At 71.3% G+C, this 18,123-nt stretch carries 17 protein-coding genes and 1 tRNA gene; 11 read left to right on the top strand and 7 right to left on the bottom strand.

The genetic code is table 11. From position 1 onward, the window contains the following. The first annotated feature begins 481 nt into the window (after nt 1-481). Both MUE36_12200 and MUE36_12195 read left to right on the top strand, forming a co-directional pair. Nucleotides 482-1,147 (top strand): hypothetical protein, encoded by a 666-nt coding sequence (locus MUE36_12200; GenBank protein ID MCU0311687.1) that lies wholly within the window; start codon nt 482-484, stop codon nt 1,145-1,147. Between the two features lie 260 nt (nt 1,148-1,407). Then, a complete protein-coding gene (locus tag MUE36_12195; protein ID MCU0311686.1) occupies nt 1,408-1,638 on the top strand; it encodes a helix-turn-helix domain-containing protein in 231 nt (76 codons plus the stop codon). 8 nt (nt 1,639-1,646) lie between these two features. On the opposite strand, the gene MUE36_12190 is transcribed toward MUE36_12195, so the two are convergent. The 4 genes from MUE36_12190 to MUE36_12175 form a co-directional block, all read right to left on the bottom strand. Next, nucleotides 1,647-2,813 carry a site-specific integrase gene (locus tag MUE36_12190; protein ID MCU0311685.1) on the bottom strand — a complete coding sequence of 389 codons (1,167 nt, stop codon included), beginning with the start codon at nt 2,811-2,813 and terminating at the stop codon, nt 1,647-1,649. A 99-nt stretch (nt 2,814-2,912) separates the two neighbouring features. Continuing rightward, a tRNA-Ala gene (locus MUE36_12185) sits at nt 2,913-2,989 on the bottom strand. Nucleotides 2,990-3,084: 95 nt separating this feature from the next. After that, entirely contained in the window at nt 3,085-4,593 is a 1,509-nt protein-coding gene (locus MUE36_12180) for an HNH endonuclease (GenBank protein MCU0311684.1), read from the bottom strand. 119 nt (nt 4,594-4,712) lie between these two features. Then, complete coding sequence (locus MUE36_12175) at nt 4,713-5,540, bottom strand: methyltransferase domain-containing protein (GenBank protein ID MCU0311683.1); 828 nt, start codon at nt 5,538-5,540, stop codon at nt 4,713-4,715. A gap of 122 nt (nt 5,541-5,662) precedes the next feature. Between MUE36_12175 and MUE36_12170 the strand changes: the two genes are divergently transcribed. The 3 genes from MUE36_12170 to MUE36_12160 are packed head-to-tail and all read left to right on the top strand — an operon-like array spanning nt 5,663 to nt 8,900. Further along, nucleotides 5,663-7,126, top strand: a complete 1,464-nt coding sequence (locus MUE36_12170) for a class II fumarate hydratase (protein ID MCU0311682.1) — start codon at nt 5,663-5,665, stop codon at nt 7,124-7,126. 22 nt (nt 7,127-7,148) lie between these two features. Next, nucleotides 7,149-8,084 (top strand): SDR family NAD(P)-dependent oxidoreductase, encoded by a 936-nt coding sequence (locus MUE36_12165; GenBank protein MCU0311681.1) that lies wholly within the window; start codon nt 7,149-7,151, stop codon nt 8,082-8,084. A gap of 21 nt (nt 8,085-8,105) precedes the next feature. Continuing rightward, nucleotides 8,106-8,900: an alpha/beta hydrolase gene (locus MUE36_12160; GenBank protein ID MCU0311680.1), complete on the top strand. Its 795-nt coding sequence runs from the start codon at nt 8,106-8,108 to the stop codon at nt 8,898-8,900. Between the two features lie 37 nt (nt 8,901-8,937). On the opposite strand, the gene MUE36_12155 is transcribed toward MUE36_12160, so the two are convergent. Beyond that, nucleotides 8,938-9,330 carry a nuclear transport factor 2 family protein gene (locus tag MUE36_12155; protein MCU0311679.1) on the bottom strand — a complete coding sequence of 131 codons (393 nt, stop codon included), beginning with the start codon at nt 9,328-9,330 and terminating at the stop codon, nt 8,938-8,940. Between the two features lie 148 nt (nt 9,331-9,478). Between MUE36_12155 and MUE36_12150 the strand changes: the two genes are divergently transcribed. Next, the gene (locus MUE36_12150; GenBank protein MCU0311678.1) at nt 9,479-10,600 is read left to right on the top strand and encodes a hypothetical protein; all 1,122 of its coding nucleotides are present in this window, start codon (nt 9,479-9,481) and stop codon (nt 10,598-10,600) included. Nucleotides 10,601-10,607: 7 nt separating this feature from the next. On the opposite strand, the gene MUE36_12145 is transcribed toward MUE36_12150, so the two are convergent. Next, complete coding sequence (locus MUE36_12145; GenBank protein ID MCU0311677.1) at nt 10,608-11,567, bottom strand: FKBP-type peptidyl-prolyl cis-trans isomerase; 960 nt, start codon at nt 11,565-11,567, stop codon at nt 10,608-10,610. Between the two features lie 88 nt (nt 11,568-11,655). Between MUE36_12145 and MUE36_12140 the strand changes: the two genes are divergently transcribed. The 5 genes from MUE36_12140 to MUE36_12120 all read left to right on the top strand — a co-directional run bounded on the left by MUE36_12140 (nt 11,656) and on the right by MUE36_12120 (nt 16,433). Then, nucleotides 11,656-12,339 (top strand): response regulator transcription factor, encoded by a 684-nt coding sequence (locus tag MUE36_12140; GenBank protein ID MCU0311676.1) that lies wholly within the window; start codon nt 11,656-11,658, stop codon nt 12,337-12,339. Continuing rightward, nucleotides 12,336-13,676: an ATP-binding protein gene (locus MUE36_12135; protein ID MCU0311675.1), complete on the top strand. Its 1,341-nt coding sequence runs from the start codon at nt 12,336-12,338 to the stop codon at nt 13,674-13,676. The genes MUE36_12140 and MUE36_12135 overlap by 4 nt, the downstream gene beginning before the upstream one ends. 201 nt (nt 13,677-13,877) lie before the next feature. Continuing rightward, a complete protein-coding gene (locus MUE36_12130; GenBank protein MCU0311674.1) occupies nt 13,878-14,216 on the top strand; it encodes a P-II family nitrogen regulator in 339 nt (112 codons plus the stop codon). After that, nucleotides 14,216-15,832 (top strand): ammonium transporter, encoded by a 1,617-nt coding sequence (locus MUE36_12125; GenBank protein MCU0311673.1) that lies wholly within the window; start codon nt 14,216-14,218, stop codon nt 15,830-15,832. Before MUE36_12130 ends, MUE36_12125 begins: the two co-directional genes overlap by 1 nt. Before the next feature lie 199 nt (nt 15,833-16,031). Continuing rightward, entirely contained in the window at nt 16,032-16,433 is a 402-nt protein-coding gene (locus tag MUE36_12120; protein MCU0311672.1) for a hypothetical protein, read from the top strand. Here the strand turns inward: MUE36_12120 and MUE36_12115 are convergent. Beyond that, on the bottom strand, nt 16,399-18,123 hold a 1,725-nt coding region (locus tag MUE36_12115), incomplete at its 5' end, for a sodium/proton-translocating pyrophosphatase (GenBank protein ID MCU0311671.1). The genes MUE36_12120 and MUE36_12115 overlap by 35 nt on opposite strands.

The raw sequence follows: 18,123 nt of genomic DNA, 5'->3' as shown, positions 1-18,123 counted from the left end.
GGTGACGGACCTGCGCTGACTGGGTCCCGGGACAATGGGTGCAAGTTCGTGAGTCTGCTTCTGGTGTCGAGCGCGGGGTCTCGTGGCGGATGGCGGAGGGGGCCTCAGCGCGTGCACACCGCCCGGTGATGATCTGTGTGGTGAGTCGTGTTTGGTCCGATGCAGGACCGGGACCGAGCGGCCGGCGGGGTGCGTGGCCTGCCAGTTCCCGCTGGCGGCGGCGGGCCGCTGGGCAGGTCGGGTGCTCGATCCTGCCGAGCTCGCGACCTGGGTGCTTGTGCTCCAGCCTTCGTCCATTGCGAGCGTCCTGCACCCCATCGCACGAGACTCGGACCTGGGGGCAGGATCGAGGAAGGCTCTATCGGCTGAAATGGGTACGCGGCGCCATGCGGCTGATGCGAGCATCCAAATCTCGACCCCCGCGGAACCTGACGACACCCTCGGTCGTCGAACAGCACAACCGAGACAGGAGGGGCGGGCCATGGAATCCGACTCGAAGCAACCAGCATCCACGAGAACTCGGACGCGTCGGGTCGGCTTCCTCCTTGCTGCCGTCACGATTGCGGCGACCGCCGCCTGCTCGCAGGACTCGACCGACACAGCGGCGGGACCACTGGACACGGCGTCCCAACCATCAGCGACAGAGAGCGTGTCCTGTGAACGCCCGCCCATCACCGGCACAGGCGACGCCGGCCGCTATCCAGCGAGCCTCGATGAGATGATCACGGATTCGGACGTCGTCGTCGAAGGCCGCATCGTGGGTGATGTGGGCGAAGCAACCGAGGTCAGTCAGCCGATGGAGGTCGCCGTCGTGGAGACCTACCGAGGCAGCCTCGGCGACAACCTGACGGTCCAGCGATTGCAGACGCAGTCCACCGTGACCGGGACGCCAGGGACATCCGTTGGATCGTGGAGTGGCGAACCCTGGTACTGCCCGGGCGAGGTCTACATGCTGTTCCTCCAGCGCCAGCCCGATGGCACCTTCTATGCACTTCCACGTCTAGGTGCGATCCCCATCGAGCCACGCCCTGACGATCAGACCTTGGCGTCCTGGCAGGCACCAGAACCTTTCCGTTCGCTCACCTCGCTTGACGCGGACGCACTCCGATCACAGGTCAAGACCGCGGCGGACCGCGCGACCAGCTGAGACCGGCGAAGCTCCGCCGCCCGCACCCGAAGGACGACACTTCCGGCCACGGGCACCCACCAGTGCCTTCTGCTCGTCGTGTGCAGTCCGTGGGTCCCGAATGGCATCGCGCTCCGCACTCGTGACCGGGGGAGGTCCCCGGTCCGACTCGAAGGAAATCCGCGAACGCGCGCGACGCGAGGGCAGGTTGGGAGTGGGTCTGAAGGGTGAGGATTCCATCGCGACGGGGCCGGACCCGTGCCTCGCCCTCTTCTTCACCCGTGCCGGAGGAGCTCATGGCCGAGATCACCAGACTTCCGAGGCTGACCTACTCGACTCGTGAGGTCGCCGTCATGCTCGGCGTGTCGCGACCGACCGTCGACCGCCTGGTGCGTGATGGCGTGCTCCCGTCCGTTGACCTCGGTGTCACCCGACGGACACTGATCCCGGCGTGGGCCGTGGAGCGTCTCGTCGGCGAGTCCTCGGCCGAGCACGGCGGCGAGGCGGCCTAGCTGTCGTGTCAGCCGTCGAGCAGGTCGTCCAGGAAGTCAGCGGCCGCTCGGTCCTTCTCGGGGAGGAAGTGGCCGTAGACGGTCATGGTGACCGCCGGGTTGGCATGGCCCAGCCGGCCGGCGACCGTGCGGGGATCGACCCCCGCACCGAGAAGCTGGGTGGCCACGTAGTGGCGGAGGTCGTGCAGGCGCACGCCGTCGAGATCGGCCGCCTTCCGGATTCGACGCCAGCGTGCCGAGACGTTGTCCGGTCGCCACGATGCGCTGCCGTCGGGCTCGGCCGCGAACACGTAGCCGTCACGATCGAGTTTCACGCCGACTGCGGCTGCACGTTCCTCGCAGACCGACTGAAACGCCCTGACCCGCTCGGCCGTTGCCGGGGCGAGGGCCACCTTCCACTTGCGGCCGGTCTTCGTGCCTCGCTCGACCAGGCCGACATCGGGGCCGCCGTCGATGATCGCCCGGCAGAACGTCACAGTGCCGACCTCGAGGTCGATGTCCGACCAGTGGAGGGCCACCAGCTGCGAGCGGCGGGCGCCCGTAGTGGCCGCGAGCCGCAGGTAGGTCGCGTAGTCGATATCGCCCTCGTCGACGAGGCGCATCGCTCTGGCCAGCGCGTCGGGTTCGGGCGGCGTGATCCGACTCGGGGGCAACGATGGTGCCGTCGCTGCGTCGGCGGGGTTGTTCGCGATCAGTCCCCACTTCACGGCCTGGCCGAGTGCGGCGTGCATGATCACGTGGATGCGTCGCACCGATGCGGGCGAGAGGGGCCCACCAGTCTCGCCACCCCCGTTGCGGAGCTGGGCGTAGAGCAGATCGAGGTCGGCAGCTCGGACCTTCGATACGCGCCGGTTGCCGATGTTCGGGACGATCTTCAACCGGATCTGCCGACGGTTCTCCAGCGTCGTCTTCGGCGACCACTCGGGCTCACGAGCTCGCACCCAACGATCCAGCAGCTCGGTGACCGTCGGATCGTCGCCGGCGCCGATTCGGCCATGCTCGACATCGAGGATCAGCGTGGCGAGGGCCTGGTCGACGGCCTTCTGCCCGGCCTTGGTGTGAGGCGCCACGATCGTGCGCGTCACGCGCCGTTCGCGACCCGTGCCCGGATCGACACCGGCGTAGACCTGGATCTGCCACCGGTCAGTGCCGCGCTTACGTGCTGTGCCCTTCATCGAGGGACACGGTAGCGAGGAAACGCCGATTCGGTGTCAAACCCGGTGTCAACCGCAGACCCAGCAACCTCGCTGAACCCAGAAACACCAGTAAATACTTGGTGGAGCTGATGGGAATCGAACCCACGACCCCCTGCTTGCAAAGCAGGTGCTCTAGCCAGCTGAGCTACAGCCCCGAGTGAGCGGCCGCCTGGGGGCGACCACCGGGACCATCACGGTAGCCGGGTCGGGCGATCGCCCGGCCGGGCCGTGCCTGCGCTCGCCCGCCGGTTCAGGCGGCGGAGGCGAGGGCGGCGACCCGCTGTCGCACGAGCCGCTCGGCGGTGCGCTCCTCGGCGACCGACTCCGCGGAGATCCGCAGGTGCCAGCGGTGGCCCCCGACGACGCCGGTGCGATCGAGCGGCGCCACGGCGGGTTCGCCAGGTAGCGCCGCGGCGTCGACGGGTTCGGGCAGCAACTCGTCGAGGGGTGGGAGCCGGAGGGGCAGGCGGAGCGTGGGCCGGGCCCGTGGCGGTGGGGACGTGAGGGTGGTGCCGTCGGGGCGGGTGATGACCAGGGTTCCGTCGGGTTCGGCGACGAGCCCCCAGCCCTCCCGGTGCACCACACCGTGGTGCGACCCGCACAGCCCGGCGAGGTTGGCGAGCGCGGTGGCGCCGCCCTCGTTCCAGTGCCGGACGTGGTGGGCGTCGATCCACTCGGCCCGGGCGTCGCAGTCCGGGAACCGACACCCCTGGTCGCGGACCATCAGGGCGTCACGGAGCGGGGCGTCGGCGAGGCGGATGCTGCGCCCGTGGTCGAGCACCCGCCCCCGGGCGGTGACGAGGCGCTCGATGGTGGTGCCGGCCCCGAAAAGCTCGCGCACCGCTGCCGGAGGAAGCCGGTGCCCGTCGAGCGTGGTCGCCGCACCAGTGGCGTTGGCGAGCGCGTGGCGCAGCAGCCCCTCCTCGACCAGTGACGCCCCACGCGCCGCCAGCAACAGCTCGAGGTCGGCGGCGGTGCGAACGCCGAGGGCGGCGAGCATCGCCGCATAGATGTCCGGGAGGTCCATCACCGCCACGACGTGGGGGTGTCGACGGCCCGGCCTCGCCCCGTCCGGCGAGAAGTGGTCCAGCGCGAAGCGGGCCATGGTACGCAGCGCCTCGGCCCGGCGCTCAGCGGCGGTGCGGAACCGGCCGGGCACGTCGGGCGCCTCGACCACCCGGAGGGCGCTGTCGAGCAGCTCGGCAGTGAGCGGGTCGAGGTCGCCGTCGAGGACCCCCCGGCCGCCCATGGTCCGTGACAGGTGCACCCGCCCGTCGACCTCCGCCGTCCCGTCGATCTGGCCCGGGTCGTCGGCGAGGGCCGCCTCGGCGCGCAGCACCCACTCGCGGACCGCCACCCGGGTCTGCGCCGGGGTCAACCCCGCCAGGCAGGGCGACACCTCGGCGTCGTGGGCGGCGTAGAGCTCGACGAGCTCGTTCGGGACCGACGCCACGACCGTCTCCACCTGGGCACCGGTCACGTCGCCGGCGCCCCACCGGTGCGCCAGCTCCGGCCACCGGATCATGCGGAGGGCCCTGACCGCCAGGCGTCGGGCATCACGGTCGGTGAGACCGCCGTTGGCCTTCAGCCACCCGACCGGGGACCGCCATCCCTCGACGTCGTGCCGCCCCGCCTGGAGGAACTCGGCGAGTGCGACGCACAGGCGGGCCTCCAGGCGATCCCGCTCGACGAGCAGCGAGCGCACGAGGTCACCGGCGGCCGGGCTGTCGTCGGTGCTCCTGGTCGGTGCGGCGGGCATACTGGAAGTCTACCGAACATGAGTTCGTTGTGCAAGAGATTTCTCAATGTCTTGTTGGACTTTTCGTCGTACTTCTCGACGACGGGACCGGGGGCGGCGGAGGCGGCCGACCGCGCTGGTCAGCCCTTCGAGCCGAGCGTGTAGCGGATCCCCTGCTCGAAGCCGAGCCGCCCGTCCGGACGGGGGGACCCCAGGAGGATCTCGGCGGCGCGCGCCCGCACCGCGTCGACCTCGTCGTCGGGCACGGCGTCCCACATCTGGCGCTGGCCGTGCGACATCGTCCAGCGGTACCAGTCGTCGGGGCCCTCGAAGCGCACCGGCACCGTGGTGGTGACCGTCCGCACCGATTCGAACCCAGCGATCGTCAAGAGCTCCTCCATGGCGGCGTCGGAGGCGAACGGTCCGCCGGTGTTGACCCGGGCGTCGCGCATCTCGGCCGGGAGGTACGGACGGAAGACGGCCTCGACTTCGCGCCACTCGTCGTTGAACGGCCCGAACGTGGAGACGCCGATGCGGCCCCCGTCGACCAGCAGCCCGTGCCAGGCCAGCACCGCCACCAGCGGATCGGCGAGGAAGAACAGCACGAGCGACGACGCCACGAGATCGAACGACGCCGGCGGCAGTTCGGGGGCCATGGCATCGCCGATGCGGACGTCCACCCACCCGTCGAGCCCGGCGGCCGCGACATCGGCCGACGCGCGCGACACCATCCCCGCTGCGACGTCGATCCCGGTGACCCGCCCCTCGGGACCGACCCGGGAGGCCACGTCGAGCAGCACGGCCCCCGGCCCGCACCCGACGTCCAAGGCCCGCTCGCCCGGCCGGGGGGCAAGCTCGTCGACCAGTCCGGCGGCGATCGGGCCGAAGAAGTCGACCCCCACCGAGTCGTAGGTCGCCGACGCCCGTTCGAACACCTCGGTCACCCGCGCCGCAGCTGTGTCGTCCACGGGGGCGACCGTACCCCGGGGTGCCCGCCGCCGACCTCGCCCCGGGGTCGGGGAGGCGGACGCCGGGCAGGGGCGTCACAGTGGTGGGTCCGAGGGCGCCCGCCCCGGGACCGGAGGAGACCATGGCCCACGACCCCACCCCGCCCACGGTCCTCGACCTCGCCGTGGGCCTCGCCGCCACCGGGACCCGCACGGAGTCCGACTCCCTCGGCACGATCGACGTGCCCGCCGACCGCTACTGGGGGGCGCAGACCCAGCGGTCCCTCGAGCACTTCGCCATCGGCGGGGGCCACGACCCGATGCCCACGGAGATCCACCGGGCGTTCGGGCACGTGAAGAAGGCCGCTGCCCAGGTCAACACCCGGTCCGGGCGCATGCCCCCGTGGATGGGCGCGCTGATCGAACGGGTCGCCGACGAGGTCGTGACCGGCCAGCTCGACGACCACTTCCCGCTGGCCGTCTGGCAGTCCGGGTCGGGCACGCACTCGAACATGAACGTCAACGAGGTCATCTCCAACCGGTGCATCCAGCTCGTCGGCGGCGAGCTCGGCTCCAAGCGGCCGGTGCACCCCAACGACCACGTGAACATGGCCCAGTCGTCCAACGACACCTTCCCGACGGCCATGCACATCGCCGCCCGCCTCATGATCGACGACCACCTCCTCCCCGCCCTCGACCGGCTCCGCGACGCACTCGACGCCAAGGCCCGGGCCTGGGCGGACGTGGTCAAGATCGGCCGCACCCACCTCCAGGACGCCACCCCCCTCACCGTCGGTCAGGAGTGGTCCGGGTGGGTGGCCATGCTCGACGACGCCCGCCGAGGGCTGCTCGCCGACAGCGAGGACCTCTGGCGCCTGGCCGCCGGGGGCACCGCGGTCGGCACCGGGCTCAACACGTCGCCGGGGTTCGACGTCGAGATCGCCGCGGCGATCGCCGAGGCGACCGGCCGCCCGTTCGTGACCGCCCCCAACAAGTTCGCCGCCCAAGCATCCCTCGACACGATGGTCCGGTGCTCCGGGGGGCTGCGAAACCTCGCCGTCTCGCTGTTCAAGATCGGCAACGACCTGCGCTGGCTGGCCTCCGGGCCCCGGGCCGGCCTCGACGAGCTGCGCCTGCCCGCCAACGAGCCCGGCTCGTCGATCATGCCCGGGAAGGTCAACCCCTCCCAGGCCGAGGCCCTGCTCATGGTGGCCACCCAGGTCATGGGGAACGACGCCACCATCGCCATGGCCGCCCGGGAGGGGAACCTCGAGCTCAACACCTTCCGACCGGTCGTCATCGCCGCCCTCCTGCACTCGGTGCAGCTCCTCGGCGACACCTGCGACCACGCCCGCCGGCTCATGGTCGAGGGCATCGAGCTGAATCGGGACCGCATCGCCCGCTACGTCGAGGAGTCGGTCATGCCCGTCACCGCCCTCGCCCCGGTGATCGGCTACGACCGGGCGGCGGGCATCGCCCACCTCGCCGTCGAGGAGGGCCTCACCCTCAAGCAGGCGGCCCTGCGCTCCGGGGTCGACGAGGACCTCTTCGACCGGATCGTGGTGCCGCTCGACCTCACCCGACCCGGCACCGCCGACCGACCCTGATCCGGTCGGCCAGACTCGCCCCATGGACGAGCTGCGATTCGACGACACGACTGTGGTCATCACCGGCGCCGGGCGGGGCCTCGGCCGCGAGTACGCCCTTCTCCTCGCCGCACGCGGCGCCCGAGTGGTGGTCAACGACCTGGGGGTGGCCATCACCGACACCGGCGAGGGAGGGGAGGCGCCGGTCACCAACCCCGCCGACGACGTCGTGGCCGAGATCGTCGCGGCCGGCGGCAGCGCGGTCGCCAACCACGACACCATCGCCACCCCGGAGGGCGGCGAGGCCATCGTGGCCGCCGCCGTCGAGACCTTCGGCGGGGTCGACGTCGTCGTGAACAACGCCGGCCAGGTGCGCCTCCACCCCTTCGCCGACTTCCCCGAGGAGCACGTCGACACCGTGATCGGCACCCAGCTCCGCGGCACGCTCAACGTCAGCCGGCCCGCCTGGCGCCACATGCAGGCCGCCGGGGGCGGTCGGATCGTCAACGTCGCGTCCGGGGCGGCGTTCAATTCCGTGCCCGGCGGGCTGGTCTACGGGATGGCCAAGATGGGCGTCGTGGGCCTCACCCGCCAGATGGCCGGCGAGGGCGCCGCGGTCGGCATCTCCGCCAACGTCGTCGCCCCGTACGCGAAGACGCGCGCCGGCACGGGCTTCGGTCCGATCCCGTGGAGCGACGAGCTGGGCGAGTGGCTGCACCCCCGCCTCGTGGCCCCGCTCGTCGCCTGGCTGGCCCACCCGTCGTGTCCCGTCAGCGGCGAATGCTTCAGCGTCGGGGGCGGGCACGTCGCCCGGGTGTCGCTCGTCGTCAACGACGGCTACGTCGACCGGGAGGCCACCATCGAGTCGATCGCCGAGCACCTCGACGCCGTGATGGACGGCCCGACCACCGAGGTGACCCCCACCGCGTCGCCGGTGATGGCGGCCATGCTCGGCGGCTTCCGCGGCCCCACGACGTGACGCACCGGTAGCGTCGCTCCTGTGCCCACCGCCCACCTCAACGGGATCGACGTCCACTTCGAGCGGGCCGGCGAAGGTTCCCGTGTCCTCTTCTGCAACGGCTCGGGCCAGAGCCTCGACACCAGCCGTCCGCTGGTGGAGGCCTTCACCGCCCGCTTCGACACCGTCGCCCACGACCAACGCGGCCTGGGCCGGACCGCCGTGCCCCCCGGCCCGTACACGATGGCCGACTACGCCGCCGACGCCCTCGCCGTCGCCGACCATGTCGGGTGGGACACCTTCGCCCTCGTGGGCATCAGCTTCGGCGGGATGGTCGCCCAGGAGGTGGCCGTCACCGCCCCGGAGCGGATCGAGCGCCTCGCCCTGTTGTGCACCTCTCCGGGAGGTGCCGGGGGGAGCAGCTACCCGCTGCACGAGCTGCGCGACCTCGACCCCGACGAACGCGCCCGGACCGCCATGCAGGTGATGGACACCCGGTTCGACGAGCAGTGGTTGGCCGACCACCCCGGCGACCGGCTGTTCGTCCAGGCGATCGCCGACCGCCCCGCGCCGGCCCCGGGCAGCGACGCCGAACGCGGCATGGTCGAGCAGATGGAGGCCCGCCGGGGCCACGACGTGTGGGACCGGCTCGATCGCATCACCTGCCCCACCCTGGTGTGCGCGGGGCGCTTCGACGGCATCGCCCCGCCGGCCAACGCCGAGGCGATCGCCTCGCGCGTCCCCGGTGCCGAGCTGCGCCTCTACGAGGGCGGGCACGCCTTCTTCGCCCAGGACCCGGCCGCTTTCCCGGACCTGTTCGCCTTCCTGGCCTCCTGACGCCTTCGGGACGCGGCGGCGGTGGCCTCCGGCGTCGTCAGCCCATCGCGTCGGCGGCCTGGGACATGAACTGGTTGAGGTCGAAGTACTCGCGCCAGTCGGCCAGCTTGTCGCCGCGCCACTCGAGGATCCCCATCACCGGCAGCTCCACCAGCCCGCCGTCGTCCTTGCGGAACACGTCGACGCGCTCGGTGACGACCGTCGAGCCCCGTGAGAGCATCTCGAGGATCCGGAACTCCACCACGGTGAGGCCGGTGGTGAACATGTCGACCATCCCGGCGATGGCCTCGTGGCCGACGAGCGGGTCGACCGGGATGTTGTGGTAGGTGGCGTCCTCGGTGAACCACGCCACCACCGCCGCGGTGTCGCCCTGCGCCCAGGTCTTCATGAACTCGCGGGTCAGCGCCTCGTAGTCGTGGTCGTCGCTCATCGGGGTCCCCCTCGCCGGCCACAGGCCGTTGCTGTGGCGCACTGGACGCCATGATGGCACCGCTCGGCCAGGGACGGCGCCGGTCCCCGCCTCGCTAGGGTCGGCCTTCCTGCGCCCGGACCGCCCGGGGGCCGACGAGGGGGACCCCATGCCGATCAGCCGACTCGACGACTACCTGGGTCACCAGATCCCCGAGCCGATCGGCACGGTGTCCGACGCCGACCCGAACTTCTACGACCGCTACTACTTCAACCTCCACGGCAGCACCGACGAGCTCTTCCTCGTCACCGGTCTCGGCCAGTACCCGAACCTCGGGGTCACGGACGCCTTCGTGTCCGTCGCCGTCGACGGGACCCAGCACACCGTGCGGGCGTCACGCCACCTCACCGAGGACCGCATGGACGCCTCGGTCGGGCCCCTGCGCGTCGAGGTGCTCGACGGGTTGCGTTCGCTGCGGGTGGTCTGCGAGCCGAACGAGTGGGGAGTGGCCTTCGACCTGGTCTACGAGGGGTCGGTGCGGGCGCTGGAGGAGCCGAAGACCATCAGCGAGTCCGGCGGGGTGCGCACCCAGGAGACGTGCCGCTTCGCCCAGGTGGGCACGTGGACCGGCACCCTCGAGGTGGCGGGACGCTCGTTCGCCGTCACGCCGGACCGCTGGAAGGGTGCCCGCGACCACTCGTGGGGGATCCGGCCGGTCGGTCGTCCGGCGCCGGTCGACCCCGATGCCCCGAGGCCGGCCGGCGCGCCGATGGGGTTCTTCCACAACTGGCTGCCCATGCAGTTCGACGACCACATGGTGAAGGTCACCATCGACGAGATCCACGACGGCACCCGGGTCCAGCAGGAGGCGGTCCGCGTCTGGGGCATCGACGCCGACCGGCCCGACGAGCACCTCGGCCGGCCCGAGATCGCCATCGAGTACGTCCCCGGCACCCGCGAGGTGGCCGCGGCCGAGGTGTGGTTCAGCGGCGCCGGGGCGTCGGACCTGCGGGTGCGCGTCACGCCCCTGCGCACCGTCTACCTCAAGGCGGGCTCGGGCTACATGTACGACGGCTCCTGGGGTCACGGCGTCGACCAGGGCGGTCTCGTCGTCGAGGGCCTGACCCACGACGTCGCCTCGCCCGAGGGCCGGGCGGCGGCGTCGTGGCTCAACGAGACCCTCAGCCGCTACGAGACCGACGACGGACGCGTCGGCTACGGGATGTTCGAGAACCTGTGCGCGGGGCTCTACCTGCCCGCCGGCTTCGACGGGCCCGACGCCGTGGCCTGAGGCCTCGCTACGAGGCGGCGAGGATGTCGATCACGAAGACCAGGGTCTCCGTGCCGGAGATGCCGGCTTGCGGGTTGCCCTGCTCGCCGTAGCCCTTGTCGGGCGGGATGATCAGCATCACCCGGGAGCCGACGGGCTGGCCGATCAGACCCTCCTCGAACCCGGCGATCACGTTGCCGGTCCCGACGGCGAAGTCGGCGGGGGCGCCGCGGTCCCACGACGAGTCGAAGATCGAGCCGTCCGACCACTTCACGCCGACGTACTGCACGGTGACGGTCTGTCCCGACTCGACCGCCGGTCCGTTGCCGACGATGAGGGGCTGGACCACGAGCTCGGCGGGCGGCGGGGTGCCGGGGAGGGTGACGGTCGGGACGCCCTCCACGAGGGCGACGGTGGGGAGGCCCTCGACCGGGGCCACGTCGGTGCCCGAGGCGCTGGTGGGCACGGTGACCGTGTCGCGGATGTCGAACACGAAGATCACCCACTGCCCCTGTGCGTAGGACGCGGCGGCGATGCGGGCGCCGACCTGCTGGCCGACGAGCGCGCTCTTGATGCCCTCCTGCAGCGTCGCGTCGAGGGGCACCGTCTCGGGTCCCTGGCCCCAGGTCGACTCGAGCTCCGCCCCGTCGATGCCGCTGATCACCACGTAGTCGAGGCTCAGCCGCTGGCCGTCCTCCACGGTGGCGCCCTCGCCGGGGACGACGACCTCGGTGTCCACGGTGGTGGTGTCGGCCAGCGCGAAGGACGGGTCGAACGTGACCGTGGGCGCCACGGCGACGTCGGTCGAGATCTCGACGTCGGCCAGTGACGAGGTGTTCACGATCGTGGTCGTCGTGGCCTGGTCGGTGGTCGTCGACGAGGACTCGCCGTCGTCGGAGCAGGCGCCGAGCAGCAGCGCGGTGAGGGCGAGCGTCGATCCGGCGAGCACGAGGCGCCGGCGACGGGGACGGGGGGAGATGGAAGGCACCCGGACACGCTACGACCTCCCGGGGCAACGTGAGGTAAGGGGGGCGTTCTCACCCTCCTCTCACCCCGCTCGGCCAGACTCCGTCCCCATGGGTCCGCATCTCGTGATCGCCGAGGACGACCGTGCGGTGCGCGAGTCGCTCACGAGGGTGCTCGAGCTCGAGGGCTACCGGGTCACCGCGGTGCCCGACGGCGCGGCGGCTCTCGAGGCCGCCGGGGCGGACGACGTCGACCTGTTGCTCCTCGACCTCGGCCTGCCCCACCTCGACGGCCTCACGGTCTGCCGCCGCCTCCGGTCGGCGGGGTCACGGTTGCCGATCCTGGTCCTCACCGCCCGCACCGAGGTGTCCGACCGGGTCTCGGGGCTCGACGCCGGCGCCGACGACTACCTGCCCAAGCCGTTCTCCCTCGACGAGCTCCTGGCCCGGCTGCGGGCCCTGCTGCGCCGCACCCTGTCGCCCGAGCAGGAGAGCCGGGAGGTGCGCGCCGCCGACGTCGTCGTGGACGAGGCCGCCCGCCGCGCGTGGCGCGGCGGTCGCGAGCTCGAGCTCACCAAGACCGAGTTCGATCTGCTCCTGCTCCTCGTCGAGAACGTCGACGTCGTCCTCACCCACTCCGTCATCTACGACCGGATCTGGGGCTACGACTTCGGCCCCGACTCCAAGGCCCTCGCCGTCTACATCGGGTACCTCCGGCGCAAGACCGAGGAGGACGGCGAGGCCCGCCTCATCCAGACCGTCCGCGGCGTGGGGTACACGCTGCGCTCGTCGTGACCCTGCGTTCGCGGATCGCGCTGGCGCTGGCTGTCCTGGCCGGTCTCGCAGTCCTGGCCGTGTCGGTGGCCGGCTACGTGGCCACCGACAACCGCCTCCGCGAGGTGGTGGACGACGATCTCGGCGAGACCGCCCGGCGGCTCCTCGACGGCGACGGGCGCGCCCTGACAGCGCTGTGCATCCCCGACGGACCTCGCGGGAGGGGCCCGGTCGAGGATCTCGTGGCGCGGGACGTCGTCGTGCAGTGCGTGAGCCCGAGCGGCGAGGTCGTGAGCACGGTCGGCGAGGTGGTGCTCCCCGTCGATCCCGACGGAGGGGACGCCGACCGACGGCGCGAGACGACCACCGTCGAGGTCGACGGCGAGCCGTTCCGGGTGGAGACCGTGTCCCTCACCGGTGGCGGGGTCGTGCAGATCGCCCGCCGTTACGGCGAGACCCAGGAGGTGCTCGACGGGCTGCGTCGCCAGATGGTCCTCATCGGGATCGTCGTCATCGGCGCCGGCGCGCTCGCCGGTTGGCTCATCGCCCGCCGCTCGACGCGACCGCTCGTGCAGCTGACCGACGCCGCCGAGGAGGTGGCCGAGACCGGTCGGCTCGACGTCGACCTCCCTCCGCCCGGTGACGACGAGCCCGGCCGGCTGGCCCGCTCCTTCGGGGCCATGCTGGTCGCGCTCCGGCGGTCACGCGACCAGCAACAGCAGCTCGTCCAGGACGCGGGCCACGAGTTGCGCACCCCGCTCACGAGCCTGCGCACCAACGTCGAGACCCTCCAGCGCCACGACGACCTCCCTGCCGAGACCCGGGTGGCGATCCTGCGCGACCTCGACAGCGAGAGCCGCGAGCTGGCGGCCCTGGTCGACGAGCTGGTCGAGCTGGCCACCGACACCCGCGACGACGAACCCATGACCGAGGTCGCGCTGGACGAGGTCGTCCGTGAGGTGGCCGACCGGGCCGAGCGGCGCACGGGCCGGCCGGTGCCGGTCTCGGTGGAGGACGGCCCGATCCGGGTGCTCGGACGGCGGCGGGAGCTGGCCCGCGCCCTCGGCAACCTGATCGACAACGCCGCCAAGTTCAGCCCACCCGGCCGTCCGATCGAGATCACCGTCGGACCCGGTCGCGTCGTCGTGCGCGATCACGGGCCGGGCGTCGCCGAGGAGGACCGCAGCCGGATCTTCGACCGCTTCTACCGCGCCGCCGACGCCCGGTCGCTCCCCGGCTCGGGGCTGGGGCTCGCCATCGTCGAGCAGGCGGCGCGGGACCACGGGGGCTCGGTGAGCGTGGGGGATGCCCCCGGGGGGGGCGCCGTCTTCACCCTCGCGATCCCGACTTCCCGATAGCGGTTTCCGGACTCCCTGCCCGTCGGTCAGTTTTCTTTCAGTGAACTGACCAGGGTCGGTAACGCTCATCACACGCTGGGGAAACCGATGCTGCGTACGGTCAGCCTTGCGTCAGACAGAGCCGGCTCCTGACGCCTGCCCGTGACATCGAGGTCCCGGCAGCCACCCGGGATGTCGACCACGAGCAAAGGAGCAGCCGTGATCCGAATGGTCACCGCGGTCATCAAGCCGCACAAACTTGAGGACGTCAAGGACGCCCTCCGAGGGGCGGGGGTCCAAGGGATCACCGTCGACGAGGTCAAGGGGGTGGGGCGCCAGGGTGGTCACACCGAGACCTACCGAGGTGCCGAGTACACCGTCGACCTCCTGCCCAAGATCAAGATCGAGATCCTCGCCGACGAGTCGACCACCGGGGCCATCACCGACGCCATCGTCGCCGCCGCGGCGACCGGGAAGATCGGCGACGGGAAGATCTGGATCACCAACGTCGAAGAGGTCATCCGCATCCGAACCGGCGAACGAGACGTGGAGGCCATCTGATGACGACGTCACCTCACGCGACGGTCGCGGCGTCGCGACCCTTCCTCACCCCTTCACGGGTGCTCCTCGCCCTCGGCGCAGTGCTCCTCACACTCCTGGCCACGGCGGGCACCGCCTTCGCCCAGGACGCCGAGGAGGCGCCCACCCTGGAGGCGGTCGCCACGACCGCCGACACCGCCATCCAGTCGGGCAACCTCGTCTGGATCGTCATCGGCGCCGCGCTGGTGATCTTCATGCAGGCCGGCTTCGCCATGGTCGAGGTCGGCTTCTGCCGGGCCAAGCACGCCGCGCACGTGGTGAGCACCAACCTGGGCATCTTCTTCATCGGGTTCGTCGCCTTCTTCCTGGTCGGCTACCCGCTCATGTTCGGTGGCTACAGCTACGTGCTCCCGGGCTTCGACTACGGCTTCACCGATGCCGCGGGCTCGGCCCTCATCGGCAGCGGCGAGTGGGTCTTCCTCTGGCAGGGAGGCTGGGCCGGGAGCTGGTTCGACGGCGCGGCGCTGCTGAACACGGGCGCCACGGCGGCGTTCTTCCTCTACATGGTGGCCTTCATGGACACCACCGCCACCATCCCGACCGGCTCCATGGCCGAGCGCTGGAAGTTCAAGTCGTTCGTCTTCTGGGGTCTGTTCTGCGGGGCGCTCTACTACCCGCTGTTCGGCGCGTGGACGTGGGGTGGCGGCTGGCTCTCCCAGCTGGGCAACTCCCTCGAGTGGGGCAACGGCTACACCGACTTCGCCGGTTCCGGGATCGTGCACGCCACGGGTGGCGTGGCCGCCCTGGCCGGCGCCATCGTGCTCGGCCCCCGGCTCGGCAAGTTCACCAAGGACGGCAAGCCCCGAGGCCTCCCCGGCCACAACATCCCCATGGCGATGCTCGGGACGTTCATCCTGCTGTTCGGATGGTTCGGCTTCAACGCCGCCTCCACGTTCGCCTCGAGCGATCCGCAGATCGGCCTGATCGCAGCCAACACCGCGATCGCCGGGGCCTTCGGCGGCTTCACCACGATGTTGTGGATCTGGAAGCGGACCGGCAAGCCGGACCCCGCCATGATGGCCAACGGCCTCCTCGGCGGCCTGGTGATCATCACCGCCCCCTGCGCCTTCGTCGATCCCTGGATCGCCATGGTCCTCGGCATCGTCGCCGGTGTGATCGTGGTCGAGTCGGTGTTCTTCATCGAGCGGCGTCTGAAGGTGGACGACCCGGTCGGTGCGATCTCCGTCCACGGCGTGTGCGGCACCCTCGGCGTCCTCGCCGTCGGCCTGGTGGCCAACGGCAAGTACGGCGCCGGCTGGAACCTCACCACCACCAACGTCGACGCCGAGGGCACGGCGCTCGGGGTCGAGGGGCTGTTCTACGGGGGCGGAGCCGGCCAGCTCCTCTCCCAGCTGGCGGGGGCCGTCGTGATCTGGACCGTGATGTTCGGTCTGGCCTTCGCCTTCTTCAAGATCCAGAACGCCCTCACCAAGGGCGGGATCCGCTCCGACGTCGGTGAGGAGGAAGCCGGTCTGGACCTCCCGGAGATGGGCGTGCTCGCCTACCCGGACTTCGCCGGCACCCATGAGGGCTACAGCGACGGCGGGGCCGTCACGACGAGGACCCCCGGGACCTAGGCAACCCGCAGCACCCCGTCGCTCCGCGAGGGGCCCGGCGCCACGTCCGCCGGGCCCCTCCCGCGTCCGGGGATCGGTCGTGATCCGACGGGACGGGCCCGACGTCCGGGAGCGGGAGGGAGTGGCGGAATGTGAACGGTCCGTGACCTCCGCCGCGGATGTCTTGTCGCCGGCAGGGGGTTCGATCAGGCTGGCGGTCATGGCCCGTACGACCCCGTCCTCCTCCCTGCCCACCCCCGCGTTCGCCGATCGGTGGAACGCCACCGACAAGGTGCGCCGCAAGCAGATCCGCCGTCTCGTGCGCAACGGTCAGGCGCAGGCGTCGTCGGCCGACGCCGCGCTGGCCGTGGGGTTCGCGACCTACCAGCGGGCCCGTCCCTGGTACCGGTTCTTCTGGTTCTGGCTCCCCCTGGTGACGGTGGGGGCGCTGTTCGCCGCCTCCCTGGTGCACCCCATCGTGGTGGGCATGGTCCTGGCCGCCGCGGGGAACGCCGTGTTCGTGCGTCGCAACTTCCGACGCGTCGAGGTGGTCAACGCCGACTTCGTCGAGGCGTCGCCCGCCGGCGTCAGTCCTGCGGGAGTGAAGACTTCACCTCGATGAGCCGCTCGCGCAGCTCGTGGTCGCGGTGGCCGAGGTCGTCGACCCACAGGTCGATGGCCTGGCGCAGCGTGGCGTTGCGGTCGCCGGCCATGACGGCGATGGCCTGGGCGTCGTCCTCGGCGTTGGCCTCGGCGTCGACCAGGTTCGAGCCCTGGCGCTTCGAGTAGAAGACCGCGCCCAGCACCACCACCAGTGCGGCACCGGCGATCGCGAAGCGCCAGTTGTCGTCCTCGAGGCTGAGCATCGCCGGCAGCATCAGCAGCGAGACCAGGTTCATCACCTTGATGAGCGGGTTCAGCGCCGGTCCGGCGGTGTCCTTGAAGGGATCGCCGACGGTGTCGCCGATGACCGCCGCCTTGTGCGCCTCCGAGCCCTTGCCACCCTGGTTGCCGTCCTCGATGTACTTCTTGGCGTTGTCCCAGGCCCCACCGGAGTTGGACAGGAAGTTCGCCATCAGCTGGCCCGTCACGATGGCCGCGGCGAGGAACGCACCGAGGGCGAGGTAGCCGATCCCGAACCCGATGATCACCGGTGTGAGCACGGCCAGCAGCGCCGGCGTCGCCAGCTCGCGCAGCGATGCCGAGGTGCAGATGTCGATGACTGCGCCGTAGTCGGGCTTCTCGGTGCGGTCCATGATCCCGGGCTTGGTGCGGAACTGCTTGCGCACCTCCTGCACGACGGTGCCGGCGGTGCGTGACACCGCACGGATGGCCAGCGACGAGAAGAGGAAGGCCACGGACCCGCCGATGAGCAGGCCGATGAAGGTCTTGGGGTCGGCCACGTTGATCTGGACGAGGCTGGCCAGTGTGCCGCTGATCTCGGCGGCCGCGACCTGGGCCGCGTCGAGGGTGCCCTTGGCGATCGTCTCGGAGAACGACGCGAACAGTGCCACGGCGGCGATGACCGCCGACCCGATGGCGAAGCCCTTGGTCACGGCCTTCGTGGTGTTGCCCACGGCGTCGAGGCTCACCATGATCCGCTCCGGCTCGCCCTCGAACTCGCCGGACATCTCCGCGATCCCGGCGGCGTTGTCGGCGACCGGTCCGAAGGTGTCCTCGGCCACGACGATGCCGGTGGTGGCCAGCATGCCGATGCCGGTGAGCGCCACGAGGTACAGGGCGAAGCCGATGTTGCCGCCGCCGAGCGCGATGGCCGTGCCGATGGCGACGGCGATGGCGATGATCGCCCAGACCGCCGACTCGAGGCCCGACGAGATGCCCTCGAGCACCGTGGTGGCGGGGCCGGTGCGGGCGGCCTTGGCGATCTCCTGGACCGGCTCGGTCTCCGTGGAGGTGAAGTACTGGGTGATCTTCGACGCCGCGAAGCCGAGGATGACGCCGGCGAGGATCGCCCCGAACACCCGCGCCCCCGGGTTGGACACCGTGGCGCCGTCGGGGTTCCCGACGTAGAAGAAGGCGACGACGCCGGCCCCGACGATGGCCAGCGCCTGGGCGATGTAGATCCCCCGGTTGATCGCCTTGAGCGCACTGGTCTCGCCGGGGCGCGCCCGCACGAGGAAGATGCCGACCATCGAGGCCAACAGGCCGATCCCCATCACGATCAAGGGGAACATGAGGCCCTTGGCGGCGTCCTCCGGGCCGAGCCCGATGCCCCGGAAGCCCGAGACGCCGAGGATGATGGAGGCGACGAGGGTGACGGCGAAGCTCTCGAAGAGGTCGGAGGCCATGCC

The organism is Acidimicrobiales bacterium (genome assembly GCA_025455885.1).
Lineage (GTDB): Bacteria > Actinomycetota > Acidimicrobiia > Acidimicrobiales > Acidimicrobilacustridaceae > Rhabdothermincola_A.
Note: the sequence above shows the minus strand (reverse complement) of the source record. Positions and strands in the feature narration are given on the sequence as shown.